General features: G+C 57.6%; 14 protein-coding genes. 11 read left to right on the forward strand and 3 right to left on the reverse strand.

What is annotated here, in order from left to right; all coding sequences use genetic code 11:
* Nucleotides 1–63: 63 nt before the first annotated feature.
* Complete coding sequence (locus ABRP31_RS26930; protein ID WP_349972638.1) at nucleotides 64–1,284, reverse strand: CaiB/BaiF CoA-transferase family protein; 1,221 nt, start codon at nucleotides 1,282–1,284, stop codon at nucleotides 64–66.
* Nucleotides 1,285–1,295: 11 nt separating this feature from the next.
* Nucleotides 1,296–2,477 carry an acyl-CoA dehydrogenase gene (locus ABRP31_RS26935; protein WP_349972637.1) on the reverse strand — a complete coding sequence of 394 codons (1,182 nt, stop codon included), beginning with the start codon at nucleotides 2,475–2,477 and terminating at the stop codon, nucleotides 1,296–1,298.
* 153 nt (nucleotides 2,478–2,630) lie between these two features.
* Between ABRP31_RS26935 and ABRP31_RS26940 the strand changes: the two genes are divergently transcribed.
* The 11 genes from ABRP31_RS26940 (at nucleotide 2,631) to ABRP31_RS26990 (ending at nucleotide 13,865) form a co-directional block, all read left to right on the forward strand.
* Nucleotides 2,631–3,548, forward strand: coding sequence for a LysR family transcriptional regulator (locus ABRP31_RS26940; protein ID WP_349972636.1), 918 nt, complete (start codon nucleotides 2,631–2,633; stop codon nucleotides 3,546–3,548).
* Between the two features lie 422 nt (nucleotides 3,549–3,970).
* Nucleotides 3,971–5,092, forward strand: coding sequence for a Re/Si-specific NAD(P)(+) transhydrogenase subunit alpha (locus tag ABRP31_RS26945; protein ID WP_349972635.1), 1,122 nt, complete (start codon nucleotides 3,971–3,973; stop codon nucleotides 5,090–5,092).
* 10 nt (nucleotides 5,093–5,102) lie between these two features.
* Nucleotides 5,103–5,423 carry an NAD(P) transhydrogenase subunit alpha gene (locus tag ABRP31_RS26950; protein ID WP_027899877.1) on the forward strand — a complete coding sequence of 107 codons (321 nt, stop codon included), beginning with the start codon at nucleotides 5,103–5,105 and terminating at the stop codon, nucleotides 5,421–5,423.
* On the forward strand, nucleotides 5,423–6,868 hold the full coding sequence (locus ABRP31_RS26955) for an NAD(P)(+) transhydrogenase (Re/Si-specific) subunit beta (protein ID WP_087274619.1): 1,446 nt from the start codon (nucleotides 5,423–5,425) through the stop codon (nucleotides 6,866–6,868). The genes ABRP31_RS26950 and ABRP31_RS26955 overlap by 1 nt, the downstream gene beginning before the upstream one ends.
* Nucleotides 6,869–7,051: 183 nt before the next feature.
* A complete protein-coding gene (locus tag ABRP31_RS26960) occupies nucleotides 7,052–8,545 on the forward strand; it encodes an acetyl-CoA hydrolase/transferase family protein (protein WP_349972634.1) in 1,494 nt (497 codons plus the stop codon).
* Nucleotides 8,546–8,863: 318 nt separating this feature from the next.
* Nucleotides 8,864–9,079 (forward strand): DUF1127 domain-containing protein, encoded by a 216-nt coding sequence (locus tag ABRP31_RS26965; protein ID WP_122664644.1) that lies wholly within the window; start codon nucleotides 8,864–8,866, stop codon nucleotides 9,077–9,079.
* Between the two features lie 415 nt (nucleotides 9,080–9,494).
* Nucleotides 9,495–10,688, forward strand: a complete 1,194-nt coding sequence (locus tag ABRP31_RS26970; protein WP_349972633.1) for an MFS transporter — start codon at nucleotides 9,495–9,497, stop codon at nucleotides 10,686–10,688.
* A gap of 134 nt (nucleotides 10,689–10,822) precedes the next feature.
* Nucleotides 10,823–11,140 carry a DUF2388 domain-containing protein gene (locus ABRP31_RS26975; RefSeq protein ID WP_087274612.1) on the forward strand — a complete coding sequence of 106 codons (318 nt, stop codon included), beginning with the start codon at nucleotides 10,823–10,825 and terminating at the stop codon, nucleotides 11,138–11,140.
* A 104-nt stretch (nucleotides 11,141–11,244) separates the two neighbouring features.
* Nucleotides 11,245–11,550, forward strand: a complete 306-nt coding sequence (locus tag ABRP31_RS26980) for a DUF2388 domain-containing protein (protein ID WP_349972632.1) — start codon at nucleotides 11,245–11,247, stop codon at nucleotides 11,548–11,550.
* Between the two features lie 36 nt (nucleotides 11,551–11,586).
* Nucleotides 11,587–11,907: a DUF2388 domain-containing protein gene (locus ABRP31_RS26985; protein ID WP_087274609.1), complete on the forward strand. Its 321-nt coding sequence runs from the start codon at nucleotides 11,587–11,589 to the stop codon at nucleotides 11,905–11,907.
* Nucleotides 11,904–13,865: a DUF4105 domain-containing protein gene (locus ABRP31_RS26990; RefSeq protein WP_349972631.1), complete on the forward strand. Its 1,962-nt coding sequence runs from the start codon at nucleotides 11,904–11,906 to the stop codon at nucleotides 13,863–13,865. The genes ABRP31_RS26985 and ABRP31_RS26990 overlap by 4 nt, the downstream gene beginning before the upstream one ends.
* On the opposite strand, the gene ABRP31_RS26995 is transcribed toward ABRP31_RS26990, so the two are convergent.
* Nucleotides 13,862–14,251, reverse strand: a complete 390-nt coding sequence (locus tag ABRP31_RS26995) for a helicase (RefSeq protein WP_349972630.1) — start codon at nucleotides 14,249–14,251, stop codon at nucleotides 13,862–13,864. The genes ABRP31_RS26990 and ABRP31_RS26995 overlap by 4 nt on opposite strands.
* Nucleotides 14,252–14,827 lie beyond the last annotated feature (576 nt).

Consider the following 14,827-nt stretch of genomic DNA (forward strand, 5'->3'; position numbering starts at 1 on the left):
CCCTTAATTTACGCTTTTAGTGAAAAACCTGAAAAACGCGTTTTCCTCTATATATAGAAGGAGTTACAGCACTCCGTCCTGACCGAGTGTATTGATCTGCGCAGCCTGCATTCCCAAGACCCGCTCAAGCACCTCCGCAGTGTGCTCCCCTAATAAGGGAGGCGCATGCCGGTACTCCACCGGAGTTGCGGACATACGGATGGGGCTGGCCACCTGCGGCACACTCCCACCCAGCGCATGCGGCAGATTCATTGCCAGCCCTCGCGCCTGCACATGCGGATCACTAAAGACCTGGGACAAATCATTGATTGGCCCGCAGGGCACACCCGCAGATTCCAACTCTCTCACCCACTGCGCCGTAGTCTTGAACACCGTCGCCTGACGAATCAGCGGAATCAGCTCAGCCCTGTTGGCAACCCGCAGCTTATTAGTGAGGAAGCGCGGGTCGTCCGCCCACTGAGCCTGACCTGCGACCTGCGCAAACTTTCTAAACTGACTGTCATTACCCACCGTCAGAATGAAATCACCATCAGCGGTGGGGAAATCCTGATAAGGAACAATGTTGGGATGGGCGTTACCCAAACGTGTCGGCGCCACTCCTGTGGTCAAATAGTTCAGCGCCTGATTTGCCAAACAGGCCACCTGCACATCCAGCAAGGCCATATCAATGTGCTGACCCTGCCCACCCTGATCTCGATGCGCCAACGCCGCCAATATCGCAGTGCTCGCGTACACACCGGTCATGACATCCGTTAGCGCAACACCGACTTTTACCGGCCCAGCCCCTTCCTGCTCATCAGCACGCCCGGTCAGGCTCATCAAACCACCCAACCCCTGAATCATGAAGTCGTACCCAGCTCGCTTGGCATAGGGTCCGGTTTGTCCAAACCCGGTAATGGAGCAATAGATCAGGCGCGGGTTGATTGCCTTAAGCGAAGCGTAATCCAGACCATAAGCAGCCAGACCACCGACCTTGAAGTTTTCAATCAGGATGTCGGACTTTGCAGCCAGCTCCCTGACCAACCTCTGCCCCTCAGGCAAAGTGAAATCGATGGTCACTGACTGCTTGTTCCGGTTCGCGGACAGATAATAAGCCGCCTCACCCGTGTTCTCGCCCTGAGCATCCTTCAGAAATGGTGGCCCCCATGCGCGAGTGTCATCACCACTGCCAGGCCGCTCGACCTTGATGACCTCGGCCCCCAGATCAGCAAGGATCTGACCCGCCCAGGGCCCGGCCAATACGCGAGACAAGTCCAGTACGCGGATATGCGATAGCGCACTCATTGCCGGCCTCCTTAATAGAAGGCCTGAATGCCGGTCTGCGCACGCCCGAGAATCAGCGCATGCACGTCATGAGTACCCTCATAGGTGTTCACCACCTCAAGGTTCACCAGGTGCCTGGCGATACCGAACTCATCGGAGATGCCATTCCCACCCAACATGTCGCGAGCCATACGGGCGATGTCCAAAGACTTGCCGCAGGAGTTACGCTTCATGATCGAAGTGATTTCAACTGCTGCCGTGCCTTCATCCTTCATACGCCCCAGGCGCAGACAACCTTGCAGCGCCAGGGTGATCTCGGTCTGCATATCGGCCAGCTTTTTCTGGATCAACTGGTTGGCCGCCAATGGACGCCCGAACTGCTGCCGGTCCAGAGCGTATTGCCGGGCGGTGTGCCAGCAGAACTCCGCGGCTCCCAAAGCGCCCCACGAGATGCCATAACGAGCCGAGTTAAGGCAGGTAAAGGGGCCTTTGAGGCCGCGCACGTCCGGGAAGATATTCTCTTCAGGCACAAAGACGTTATCCATGACGATTTCGCCAGTGATCGAGGCGCGCAGACCGACCTTGCCATGGATAGCCGGCGCACTCAGTCCGGCCCAACCCTTCTCAAGCACAAAGCCGCGAATATCACCCTCATCGTCCTTACCCCAAACCACGAACACATCGGCGATCGGGCTGTTGGTTATCCACATCTTGCTGCCTGAAAGCCTATAGCCGCCGTCGACTTTCTTTGCCCGGGTAATCATCGCGCCAGGGTCGGAACCGTGATTAGGCTCCGTCAGACCAAAGCAGCCAATCCATTCGCCGGAAGCGAGCTTTGGCAAATACTTCTGCTTTTGCGCTTCTGTCCCGAACTCGTTGATAGGGACCATTACCAGAGAGGACTGCACGCTCATCATGGAACGGTAGCCAGAGTCGATGCGCTCCACTTCCCGCGCAATTAACCCATAGCAAACGTAATTGAGGCCGCTGCCTCCGTACTCTTCCGGAATAGTCGCACCGAGCAGGCCTACGTCACCCATTTCGCGAAAGATCGCCGGATCGGTCTGCTCATGACGAAAGGCTTCGAGCACTCTGGGTGCCAGCTTATCCTGGGCGAACTGCGCCGCGCTTTCGCGCACCATGCGCTCTTCTTCCGTGAGCTGCTGATCCAGCAGCAGGGGATCGATCCAGTTGAAGCTTGCCTTGCCAGCCATGAGCCATCCTCAATCATTGAAATAATTATGGAATGATCCTAGACCTGAGACGGCGACCTCACAAACGATGAATCTGCACGCTGTTGTGCTAATTTCTCACTCCGAGATTCATATCAAGACCCATATCGGCTTTGATTAGTGAGGGCTGCGTACATGCGCCGCAAAATTCCCAGCACCGCTGCACTCGTCAGTTTCGAGGCAGCCGCTCGCCATGAGAGCTTCACCAAGGCCGCTGACGAACTTTCTCTGACTCAGAGCGCCATCTGCCGACAGATAGGTAGCCTCGAATCGTTCCTCGGCATAGAACTGTTCCGACGCTCTCGGCGGGGAGTGAAGCTGACAGAAGCGGGCTTGTCCTACAGCAGACGAGTCGCCACGCAACTGGACGCGGTAGAACGCGATACCTTGTCAGTGATGGGCAACCAAGGCGCCAACGCGATTGAACTGGCAGTTGTGCCCACGTTTGGCACTCAATGGCTACTGCCCCGCCTGAAGGATTTCCAGCAGAGCCACCCTGACGTCACGGTGAACCTCACCAACCGCACCCGGCCGTTCCTGTTTGCCGATACCGACTTCGACGCCGCCATCTACTTTGGCGATGCCGAATGGCCAGGCACCGAGTCTTACAGATTGATGGGTGAGAACCCCGTCCCGGTCTGCAGTCCTGCACTGTTAGGCAAACGGAGCGAGCTTGGCGCGGCAGAAATCGCAACTTTACCGCTACTGCAGCAAACCACTCGGCCCTACGCCTGGCGACAATGGTTCAGCGGGCTGGAGATGAACGTCGCACGGGACATGACCGGCCCACGTTACGAACTGTTTTCGATGCTTGCCCAAGCCGCCAGCCACGAAATGGGCATTGCCTTGATCCCGCCCTTCCTTATACAGCGTGAGCTGAAAGAACAGCGGCTAGTGATCGCCAACCCCCGCGCACTTGCCAGCCCCAAGGCCTACTACCTAATGATCCCGGTGCGCAAAGTGGAGTCGGCATCACTGCGCGCATTCCGAGACTGGCTCGCCGGGCAAGCCAAGACTTACGAGCACGAGAGCGCTATACAAAACCTTGAATAACTTTGTAGTCAGCCCTCAGAAAAACCTACAGATATACGTTTTTGTCGCATAAACGCCTTAGTATCTCCGCACGAAAAATAAGGCCTATAAGCCTCTAAATGCCTGAGGTACAGCCCTGTTCTTTGGTTATGCCAATGATTCAGGAATTGAATTCATGGTTTTCTCATATTTCGACTACTTTCCCTCTAAGGCCCAGTAAACAAGGGCTAGAAGCAGATCACTGCGACATTTGGTCACGGGATGACTTGTAGTTAATTTATCGTCTCCTTACAAAATGGATTGAAGGCACCAAACTTCGCCTGCAAAATGCCGCGCCCCGCCCTGAAATTGGCGGGATCATGCTGATCGGCAGCCCCAGTCGTACTCGCTGAAGTGCGCTGGCCTATTTGAAGAAAACAAGAAGATCACGCAGGAGATTACACGTGCACATTGGCGTTCCTCTCGAGACCCAGTCGGGTGAAAAGCGGGTTGCTGCAACCCCTGAAACCATCAAGAAGCTGATCGCCCAAGGCCATCGGGTTACGGTGCAAAGTGGAGCAGGCATCACTGCCAGCGTCACGGACAGCGCTTATGAAGCAGCAGGCGCGACAATTGGCACCGCCACCGATGCGCTGGCTGCCGAGCTAGTGCTCAAGGTTTGCGCGCCGAACGACAGCGAACTGACGCAAATCAAGAGCGGCACGCTCGTTGTCGGGATGCTCAACCCCTTCAACAACGAAACCATCAGCAAGATGACCGAGCAGGGCGTTACAGCGTTTGCTCTGGAAGCTGCGCCGCGCACTTCCCGCGCGCAGAGCCTCGATGTGCTGTCTTCCCAGGCCAACATCGCCGGGTACAAGGCTGTGCTGCTGGGCGCTCATCACTATCCGCGCTTCATGCCGATGTTGATGACCGCAGCGGGCACGGTCAAAGCTGCGCGAGTACTGGTACTCGGCGCTGGCGTGGCTGGCCTGCAGGCGATCGCTACCGCCAAGCGTCTGGGTGCCGTGGTTGAAGCGTCCGATGTGCGTCCAGCGGTGAAGGAACAGATTGAGTCTCTGGGTGCCAAGTTCATCGACGTGCCTTACGAAACCGATGAGGAGCGCGAATGCGCCGTCGGTGTGGGTGGTTACGCCCGCCCGATGCCCGCCAGCTGGATGCAGCGTCAGGCGATTGCAGTGCACGAACGCGCCAAGCAGTCGGACATCGTCATCACCACCGCACTGATCCCGGGCCGTAAAGCGCCGGTATTGCTCAGCGCAGAAACCGTGGCCGAGATGAAGCCCGGTTCCGTGGTGATCGATCTGGCCGCAGCCCAAGGCGGCAACTGCCCGCTGACCGTGGCCGATCAAGTGGTTGTCGAGCACGGCGTCACGCTGGTGGGCTACACCAACCTGCCCGCGCTGGTCGCTGCTGACGCTTCGGCACTGTATGCCCGCAACCTGCTGGACTTCATGAAGCTGCTGTTCGACAAGGACGGTCAGCTGCACATCAACCTGGAAGACGACATTGTTGCTGCGTGCCTGATGTGCCGCGACGGCCAAGTCATCCGCAAGAACGGCTGAGGATAAAACAATGGAAGAGCTGATCTCCCCAGGTATCTACAACCTGATCATTTTCGTACTGGCGATCTACGTCGGCTATCACGTGGTCTGGAACGTAACGCCAGCACTGCACACACCGCTTATGGCGGTGACCAACGCCATTTCGGCGATTGTCATCGTCGGCGCAATGCTCGCCGCTGCGCTGACCGTCACGCCGTTGGGCAAGACGATGGGCACCCTGGCCGTGGCTCTGGCCGCCGTCAACGTATTCGGTGGCTTCCTTGTCACCCGACGAATGCTGGAAATGTTCAAGAAAAAAGCACCGAAAGCCAAAGATGAGGTAGCGAAGTAATGAGCATGAACCTCGTCACCCTGCTGTACCTCGTTTCGGCGGTCTGCTTCATTCAGGCCCTCAAAGGCTTGTCGCACCCGACGACGTCACGTCGCGGCAACCTGTTCGGCATGCTCGGCATGGGTCTGGCCGTCGTGACCACCATTGGCCTGGTCTACAAGCTGGCCGCTCTGTCCGACACCTCGGCTGGCATTGGCTACATCGTGATCGGTCTGCTGGTCGGCGGAACCGCAGGCTCGATCATGGCCAAGCGCGTTGAAATGACCAAAATGCCTGAGCTGGTTGCGTTCATGCACAGCATGATCGGCCTGGCAGCGGTGTTCATTGCCATTGCAGCCGTGGTTGAGCCGCAGTCGCTGAACATCGTGAAGAACCTGGGCGATGCTATTCCTGCGGGCAACCGTCTGGAGCTGTTCCTGGGCGCGGCCATTGGTGCAATCACCTTTTCCGGCTCGGTCATTGCGTTCGGCAAGCTGTCGGGCAAATACAAGTTCCGCCTGTTCCAAGGCGCACCGGTACAGTTCGCCGGGCAGCACAAGCTGAATCTGGTATTGGGTCTGGCTACCTTGGCGTTCGGCCTGTTCTTCATGTTCACCGGCAATCTCGCCGCGTTCGCCATCATGCTGGCCCTGGCCTTCGTGATCGGTGTACTGCTGATCATCCCGATTGGCGGGGCTGACATGCCTGTCGTCGTGTCGATGCTCAACAGCTATTCGGGCTGGGCCGCGGCCGGTATCGGTTTCTCGCTGAACAACTCGATGCTGATCATCGCCGGTTCGCTGGTGGGCTCTTCGGGTGCGATCCTGTCGTACATCATGTGCAAAGCCATGAACCGCTCGTTCTTCAACGTGATTGGCGGAGGCTTCGGCGGCGCGACTGACGATGCAGGCCCGGCAGGCGCCAAAGAAGCCCGTCCGGTGAAGTCCGGTTCGGCCGACGACGCAACCTTCCTGCTGACCAACGCCGACACCGTGATCATCGTTCCGGGCTACGGCCTGGCGGTTGCCCGGGCGCAGCATGCGCTTAAAGAGCTGACCGAGAAGCTGACTCACCACGGCGTGACCGTGAAGTACGCGATCCACCCGGTTGCCGGACGTATGCCAGGCCACATGAACGTCTTGCTCGCAGAAGCCGAAGTGCCTTACGACCAAGTGTTCGAGATGGAAGACATCAACTCCGAGTTTGGTCAGGCGGACGTGGTGCTGGTGTTGGGTGCCAACGACGTGGTCAACCCGGCCGCCAAGAACGATCCCAAGTCGCCAATTGCGGGCATGCCGATTCTGGAGGCCTTCAAGGCCAAAACCATCATCGTCAACAAGCGCTCGATGGCCAGCGGTTATGCCGGTCTGGATAACGAACTGTTCTATCTGGACAAAACCATGATGGTTTTCGGAGACGCCAAAAAGGTGATCGAGGACATGGTTAAGGCGGTCGACAACGCGTAGGCTCCTGATGCGTTAAAACCGGGCCCCGGCGCGAAAAACGCCGGGGCTTTTTACATTCTGCGTAACAGTGTTTTGCTTTGAAACCCGCTAATTAGAGCCTCCAAATGCGACCTTGGTAGCGGGACGAACACCGCCCAACTCTCTAGACTTGGGCTTCGCTTCCACCCCCGAGAAAAGAATCCCATGTACCGTGATCGTATCCGCTTGCCTTCGCTCATGAACAAGGTCATGAGCGCGGCTGACGCTGCCGCTTTGATTCAGGACGGCATGACCGTTGGCATGAGCGGCTTCACCCGCGCCGGCGAAGCCAAGGCTGTACCTCATGCACTGGCCGAGCGCGCAAAGCTGTCGCCGCTCAAGATCAGCCTGATGACCGGCGCCAGCCTGGGCAACGACCTGGACAAGCAGTTGACCGAAGCTGGCGTGCTGTCGCGTCGCTCACCGTTTCAGGTCGACAGCACGCTGCGCAAGGCCATCAACGACGGCTCGGTGATGTTCATCGACAGCCACCTTTCCGATACCGTCGAGCAACTGCGAAACCGGCAAATCAAAGCCGTGGATCTGGCGGTAATCGAATGCGTAGCGATTACCGAAGAGGGGCATCTGGTACTCAGCACCTCAGTAGGCAATTCCGCCAGCTTCGCGATCCTCGCCAAGGAAGTCATCGTCGAGATCAACCTGGCCCAGCCCTTGGAGCTGGAGGGTCTGCACGACATCTATATCCCGAGCTATCGCCCTACCCGCCTGCCAATCCCGGTGCTGCAAGCTGACACGCGCATCGGCAACCCGGCGGTACAGATCGATCCGGCAAAAATCGTCGGCATTGTCATCAGTAACCAGCCTGACTCGCCGTCAACGGTGTTGCCGCCGGATCAGGATACCCAGGCTATCGCCAACCACTTGGTGGAGTTCTTCAAAAATGAAGTTCGCGAGGATCGACTGACCAACAAACTAATGCCGCTGCAGGCCGGGATCGGCACCATCGCCAATGCGGTCATGCATGGTCTGGTGGACTCGCCTTTCCACGACATGACGATGTATTCCGAAGTTCTGCAGGACTCGACATTCGAACTGTTCGACGCGGGCAAGCTGAGCTTTGCCTCCGGCAGCTCCATGACCCTTTCCGCCAGCAAATACGCTGAAGTGTACGCCGACTTCGGGCGCTACAAGTCACGCCTGATGCTGCGCCCGCAAGAGATCTCCAACCACCCGGAAATCATCCGTCGGCTGGGCATCATCGGCATCAACACCGCGCTTGAGTTCGACCTGTACGGCAACGTCAACTCTACGCACGTCTGCGGCACGCGCATGATGAATGGCATTGGAGGATCGGGTGATTTCGCCCGCAACGCGCACTTGGCCATTTTCGTGACCAAGTCGATTGCCAAAGGTGGCGCGATTTCCAGCGTCGTGCCGATGGTCAGCCACGTCGACCATACCGAGCATGACGTGGACATTCTGGTAACCGAGCAAGGTCTGGCGGATCTGCGCGGTTTGGCACCTAGGGAGCGCGCCAGGGTGATCATCGACAACTGCGTGCATCCAGCCTACCGCGACGCCCTGAATACCTACTTTGCGGCGGCCTGCCTCAAGGGAGGACATACCCCTCATGTGTTGCGCGAAGCACTAAGTTGGCACTCCCGCCTGGATGAGACAGGCAGCATGCTGCCCGTATGACGTGAACAGTTGCGAGAGAGCAATACACTTTTCTGCTTCGCAAAAAGACTGACAAAGACAATTCTGAAAAAACTGTACTGCTGTACCGGTCATTTGGAGGGGGTAAAACGAGGTTTTCACCAAATCAGCGCACAAAATGCACTATAAAGGTGCCGACCGGTACAGTTGCCCCAAATAGGAACAAAACAGTGCCTTTAAACAGTTAACTGAACTCGCACAATACAGTTGAACTGTGTCTAGAGAGACTGGCCAACTCGGAGGAAGATGGGCACCAGTTAAATCACTCTCTAGCCCGCCACAAGCGGAAGGATGCACACCATGGAACGTACACTCAGTTCCGACCTTTTCAACGAAAACACCGCTACAACCGCAAAAGCTGCATGGCCTCTTCGCGCTTTCGCTAACCTGATGCTTTGGCAACGTCGCCTGTCCAGCCGCCACCAATTGGCCCGCCTGGATGCACGTCTGCTGGCTGACGCAGGTATCAGCGAATCGCAGCGTTACGAAGAGCTGAGCAAGCCGTTCTGGCGCTAACTGGCGCACGCTGGTCCTGACCTTCCAAGGTCACTCACCAGCAACCCGAATTGCTTCATACAAGACCCGTCGCAGGTAACTGCTGACGGGTTTTGTCATTTCTGGGGCATCAAAAACTCTGGCCTCGCCTTGTAGGAGCTGCCGAAGGCTGCGATGGCGGTGTGTCAGCTTCATAGCATTCGCAGCCTTCGTCAGCTCCCACGTGGAATACGCTCCAATTCGCGGTATTGAATGGAGGTGAACGGCTAAGGACCGAAATCAAAGCTGAACAGCCCGAACAAGTACAGTTATTTAAATCCAACATAAAACAAGTACAGTTTGTTATAAATCCCCTGACCTTCACTCCGCCACTTAGGCAACCAACTCCATGTGCGTCAGTGCTAAAAAGCCAGAACCACCACGCATGGATACGCGCATGACCCATTCTCCACCCAGCCAGCCTTCAAGCTTTGGCGCCTTCTGCATCGCAAGCCTGCTGCTTTCGGTCTCATATGGCTCAACCTTCCTCCTGACGCTACTGATCAAATCCTTCGGCGGGGACGAGCGTTATGCCGGCCAAGTGATTTGCGTCGCGATGATCAGCACTATTGCAGCCGTGCTGGGCTCTGGGCACCTGACGGATAAATGGGGGCCTGCGCGCTGTATAGCCTTGGGGGCGAGTTTTCTGGCGGCAGCCTCTCTAGGATTCGCAACTGCAGATAGCCTCGGCCCTTGGCTGATGATTTGCGCCCTGATGCTTGGCCTCGGCTGGGGAGTCTTTTATACCTTGGGGCCCATTATGGTCGCGGGTATGGTTGAACCTGCTCGCCGCAGCCACAGCTTTGCGTTGCTCTCGGGCAGCATGCTTACGGGTATTGGCTCTGGCCCCTTGGCAGGGAAACTGGCGGGTTACTTTGGGCTGCCGATCCAGACCGCTTTTTTCTGTGCTTCGGCCATGGCGGTAGCAGGAGGACTGTATTTCTGGCAAACAGGACAACGGAAGCACGCAAACGCCTCATCCGCAGATCGCGCACAAATCAGCTTCGGTTCGGTACGCAAAGTGCTGACATCCAAAGCAGCTTTTTCGATTCTGATGGTGGGCCTGGGTGGCGCGATCTTCGGTGGCCTGGGCAGCTTTCAGACCAGCTATGCCTCAAGCCTAGGGCTGGATTACTCGGTGTTCTTCGTCTGTTTTATGGGGGCGGCCATCTGCTGCCGTTTGCTGATCGCAAGCTGGGTGGTCAAGCGCAATCCGTTCGCAGCGTCCTGCGTGTTGAGCGCCATTATGCTGATCGCCGTCATCGGTTTTGGCCAGTGGGTCCATGACAACATGAGCTATGGCGCAGCCGCCGCCATGCTGGGCGTCGGTTATGGCCTCAACTATTCAGTCATCAACGGGCTTGCTGCCAACGAAGCACCTTCGGGGCTGACAGCGCAGTCACTGGTGCTTTTCAGCCTGGCGTATTTCCTGGGTGTGTTCGGTTTTCCTTTCATCGCAGGCAAACTCATCGTCCACGGCGGGGTCAATGGGATGCTGTTCAGCACCGGCTTGATAGCCCTGCTGGTCTGGGTCATCAGCTTGGGCAGATGGCTAAACGACGCTCTGTTGGCAAATGCCCGCAGCGCATAGCAAGCACCGCCTACAGCAGCGCCATGCTAGGCTTGTGACAGCCCCGTACTATCAGTTCTGTCAAGGCCTTCACGAAACAGCCGGGCCAGCCCGCGTTTCTTTACTATCGTTTTTTGTTCCACTGGAGTCCGACCATGTCCCGTCTTCGCCTGCTAGGTGCCGCCGTCTTGTTGACTGCTGCTACCGGCGCCAATGCCACCAGCTTTGTTGTAACAACAGATGCCATGGTGCGCACAGTCGATTCAACAACCAACGCCACATCTGACGTCAGCTCTTCCTTCAGGGATGACAAGATCGTTCGTGAAGCCCGCGATGACGCTGCCACTTTTGTAGGCAGCGCCGGTGAAATTCGTGGTGCCCGCCTGGAAAATGCTTTCCAGCACATTCGCCAGCTCGCTCCACAACTTCAAGCTTCCGACGCTCAACTGGCCCAAGCCATCCTGGCCATCTGACGTCATGCTCTGACAGCCTGGGCAATCCGGCCAGGCTGTCGGGCTGGCTCTAGCCCGGCCATTGCGCTAGCCTTGCGGCTCGTTTTTGCAAGTGTTAGAGAGCCATGCGTTTACTGCCGCTGCTGTTCATCACCCCGATAACGTGCCTGCTCTGGACCGTACCGGCCCAGGCGCTGGATACCACCACGCAATCTTTGGTCATAACAGGCTACGTCACCAGCAAGGTGACGACCGCGCCCTTTGATAGAAAGCTGATTGTTGCAGCGCAGGATGATGCTGCGGCTTTTGTCGCCAGTGACGGCGAACTGCTGGGAGCACGTCTGGAATCAGCGCTAATGGCCTTGCGCCAGGCTGATCCAAAACTTAGTGTCAGCGACCTCGAACTCGCGCAAGCAATCCTCGTCCAATAGCCACTTCACCTCTTCTGCATTACTTGGAGACGTTCCATGCGTACCCCCCTGATTGCCGCCACCCTGGGCCTGTTTTTGCTAGCTGACATTGCTCAAGCACAGACCGTCGTGCAGACCAGCAACATCATCGTGCGCGCTTTCGGTCGCACCATCGACTTCACGTCCGATACGACCACCTCGATCCGTGACTCCAAAATCGTCGTTCAGGCCAAAGACGATGCGGCCAGCTACGTAGCCACTGGCGGTGACATTCACGGCGCGCAGCTCGATGCAGCATTCGACATGCTGCGCACTCGCCTGCCAGAAGCGCGCGGTGCCAGCGACCAAGTCCTGGCCGAAGCCATTCTCGCACTGTGAGGCGCCTCTGCGTCTGGCTGCTGGCAGGCGCATTGTCTCTGCTGGGCACGTCCGCCTTCGCTGACCTGAGCCTGTCGCTGGACACCAGCGGCCTCAGTCCTGCGCAGCAAACAGCCACCCAGACGCTACTGGATGAAGCGCTCGGCGCCCTGCCGCCGAGCTTCGTCAAGGATCTGGACCGCCGTGTTGACGTGCGCTGGTCCGCCGACATGCCTGCCAATGCTTATGGTCAGGCATCCGGCCCCTATCGCCTGGACCTCAATACCAACCTGCTGGCGGGCTTGACCGACGGCAGTGCCGCGACCAAACAAACCAATCGTCCCCATGGCACCGTGCGCCGAGAAATGCTCGCCACTGTGCTGCACGAGCTGACCCACATTTATGACCGCGCGCGCTTGTGGTCACCCGCCCAACGCTCGGTGATCTTCCAGTGCGGACGGCGCAGCAGCTCGCTGGGCAAAGTCGGCTTGCCTGATTACTGCCGTGGCCAGACTGACCGCCGCTTCACGTTGAGCGACGACCCGCGCCTGCTGGACCTGGCAGGCTGGCCGCAATACGTGGGCCGTCGTGGTGATCGCGAAGAACACAACGGCCAGGTTGCGCGCAGCCCCGACATCTACGAGACCACCAGCCCGCTGGAATTCGTCGCGGTCAACATGGAGTACTTCCTGCTCGACCCGGCATACGCTTGCCGTCGCCCAGCGCTGTACGCCTACTACAAAGAACAATTCGGATGGGCACCCGCGGCAAAAGACCAATGCCCTTCCTTCTACCCGTACCTGAACGCGGGCAACGACTTCGGCCGTGAGCCGCTGGGTAAGCTCGACCCCGAACGCGTCTATGAAGTGGATTACCTGCTGGCCGAAGCCAACCAGAACATGATGAGCCGCTGGGGCCACAGCATGCTGCGCCTGGTCATCTGCAAACCCGGTCGCCCGCGTGGACCCGACTGCCGCCTCGATCTTGACCAACATCTGGTGCTTTCGTACCGCGCCTTTGTCGGCGACGTTCAACTGTCCAGTTGGGATGGTTTGATGGGCGCCTACCCGTCAAGGCTGTTCGTGCTGCCACTGGCACAGGTGATCGATGAATACACCAAGACGGAACTGCGCAGCCTTGCTTCGGTGCCGCTGAAACTGTCCCGTCCGGAAATCGAAGGCTTGGTGCAGCACGCCGCTGAAATGCACTGGAGCTACGACGGTAATTACTTCTTCCTGTCCAACAACTGCGCTGTGGAAAACCTCAAGCTGCTGCGCAGCGGGACCAACAATCCCAAGCTGGTCGACCTGGACAGCATCCTGCCCAATGGCTTGCTTGAAGTGCTCAAAGGCCGCGGCCTGGCTGACACCAGCGTGCTGGATGATCCCAAGGAAGCGCTGCGCAAAGGCTACCGTTTCGACTCCTATCGTGACCGTTATCAAGCGATGTTCGACGTGCTGAGGAAGCACCTGCCGATCAAGCAGACCACTGTTGAAGAATGGATGTCGCTGTCCGCCGAAGAGCGCAAACCGTGGTTGCCACAAGCGGACTTGCGCACCAGCGCTGCGATGTTGCTGCTTGAGCAAGCCAGCCTGCGTCGGCAATTGTTGCTGGCCCAGGATGAGGTCAAGCAACGCTACCTCAGCGCTCGTGAGCAGAAAGACGGCAGCGTTTCCAAAGCCACTGGCACCTTGCAGGAAATTCTCGCCAGCAGCGGCTTCCTCAGTCGCCCGGCCGAACTGCTCGACAGCGGCGGCTACGGCTTGCCGCAAACAGCAGAATGGAAACGTCTGGAAGACGAAAGCAGTCAGCGTCAGAAACAGCTACAGCGTCTGACCGGTGACCTTGATAAAGAAGTCCGCGCCCTGCTCGAACCCGAACGCGCCAAGGAAATCGCCGCCAACGAGGCCAACCTCAAGCAGCTCAGCGAGCACTTGCGGGCCTTGCACAAAGCCGGTGGCGGCCTGGAACTGCCTTAAGCTTTTACCGCTGGCTTGTTCTTGCGTGGTTTCAGGTACTTCATCAAGCCCTGAAACCACATCACCAGACCGACATTGCCCATGATCTGAATGTCTTTGTCCTGAATGCCCTGCATGAACGCCAGCTGTTTATTCTTGGCTTGCAACGTCGCAAAACCGTAAGCGGCGTCCTTGAAGATAATCGCAAAACCAGGCTCTGCAATGACCCCCGAAGCACTGCTGACCCGGTGCCCGCTCACCACAAAATGCCTAGCGACCTTGCCGTCAGCGGTCTGCAGCACAAAGGTCAATTCCTTGCCTGCCAACTGCTGTTGAAAAGCCGGGTTATTGCGGCTGGCCCGCGCCATCAATAGCCCTAGCATCCAGAGTAGAAAACGAAATTTCATGGGCGTGCTCGAAGGAGGATCGGGCCGCGAGTGTAGCTGCTTGTTAGAGGCAATTCAGTAGCAAATTCGCAGAAGATAGATAACTTTTCGTGACTGATTGGTCATATTGAAGTCGCTCTAAACTTCGGGATGGGGGGATTCTATGTTTGCGCGCAAGTTTGATCAAAGTCGCAGGAATGGCCGCGCGGACCGTCGAAATTTACGTAGATTCTGTGGGAGCTGGGCTTGCCCGCGATAAACGATGACGCGGTCTGAGGTCGAGTTAGTCCTATCGCGAGCAAGCTCGGCTCCCACAGGGGTCGATACGATCTACTACTGCCTCGAGAATCAAACTCACGTCCGGCAACACATCCCCGCTTCACCTGCTCCAGACAATAGCTATATATACCGCCTTGGCCTCCCGCTGAACCTTTAACCTGCGCGCCGTCGTTGCCAAATCAACGACCGGATTTGACGATCCGTACAGACGAAAAGTCAGCAGAGGCCATGTTATGGCAGCTGTGCACGGGAGACCTTCGGGTCTGCCGGTTTTATGGGCTTTTCGTCACCGGTTCGTCAACCCGCGCACAGCCGCCA

Origin of the sequence: Pseudomonas caspiana, assembly GCF_040224095.2 — a bacterium.
Lineage (GTDB): Bacteria > Pseudomonadota > Gammaproteobacteria > Pseudomonadales > Pseudomonadaceae > Aquipseudomonas > Aquipseudomonas caspiana.

Coding starts and splice junctions, on each gene's coding strand:
- ABRP31_RS26930 (WP_349972638.1), bottom strand. CDS start 1,284: ATGAGTGCGCTATCGCATATCCGCGTACTGGACTTGTCTCGCGTATTG.
- ABRP31_RS26935 (WP_349972637.1), bottom strand. CDS start 2,477: ATGGCTGGCAAGGCAAGCTTCAACTGGATCGATCCCCTGCTGCTGGAT.
- ABRP31_RS26940 (WP_349972636.1), top strand. CDS start 2,631: ATGCGCCGCAAAATTCCCAGCACCGCTGCACTCGTCAGTTTCGAGGCA.
- ABRP31_RS26950 (WP_027899877.1), top strand. CDS start 5,103: ATGGAAGAGCTGATCTCCCCAGGTATCTACAACCTGATCATTTTCGTA.
- ABRP31_RS26955 (WP_087274619.1), top strand. CDS start 5,423: ATGAGCATGAACCTCGTCACCCTGCTGTACCTCGTTTCGGCGGTCTGC.
- ABRP31_RS26960 (WP_349972634.1), top strand. CDS start 7,052: ATGTACCGTGATCGTATCCGCTTGCCTTCGCTCATGAACAAGGTCATG.
- ABRP31_RS26965 (WP_122664644.1), top strand. CDS start 8,864: ATGGAACGTACACTCAGTTCCGACCTTTTCAACGAAAACACCGCTACA.
- ABRP31_RS26970 (WP_349972633.1), top strand. CDS start 9,495: ATGACCCATTCTCCACCCAGCCAGCCTTCAAGCTTTGGCGCCTTCTGC.
- ABRP31_RS26975 (WP_087274612.1), top strand. CDS start 10,823: ATGTCCCGTCTTCGCCTGCTAGGTGCCGCCGTCTTGTTGACTGCTGCT.
- ABRP31_RS26980 (WP_349972632.1), top strand. CDS start 11,245: ATGCGTTTACTGCCGCTGCTGTTCATCACCCCGATAACGTGCCTGCTC.
- ABRP31_RS26985 (WP_087274609.1), top strand. CDS start 11,587: ATGCGTACCCCCCTGATTGCCGCCACCCTGGGCCTGTTTTTGCTAGCT.
- ABRP31_RS26995 (WP_349972630.1), bottom strand. CDS start 14,251: ATGAAATTTCGTTTTCTACTCTGGATGCTAGGGCTATTGATGGCGCGG.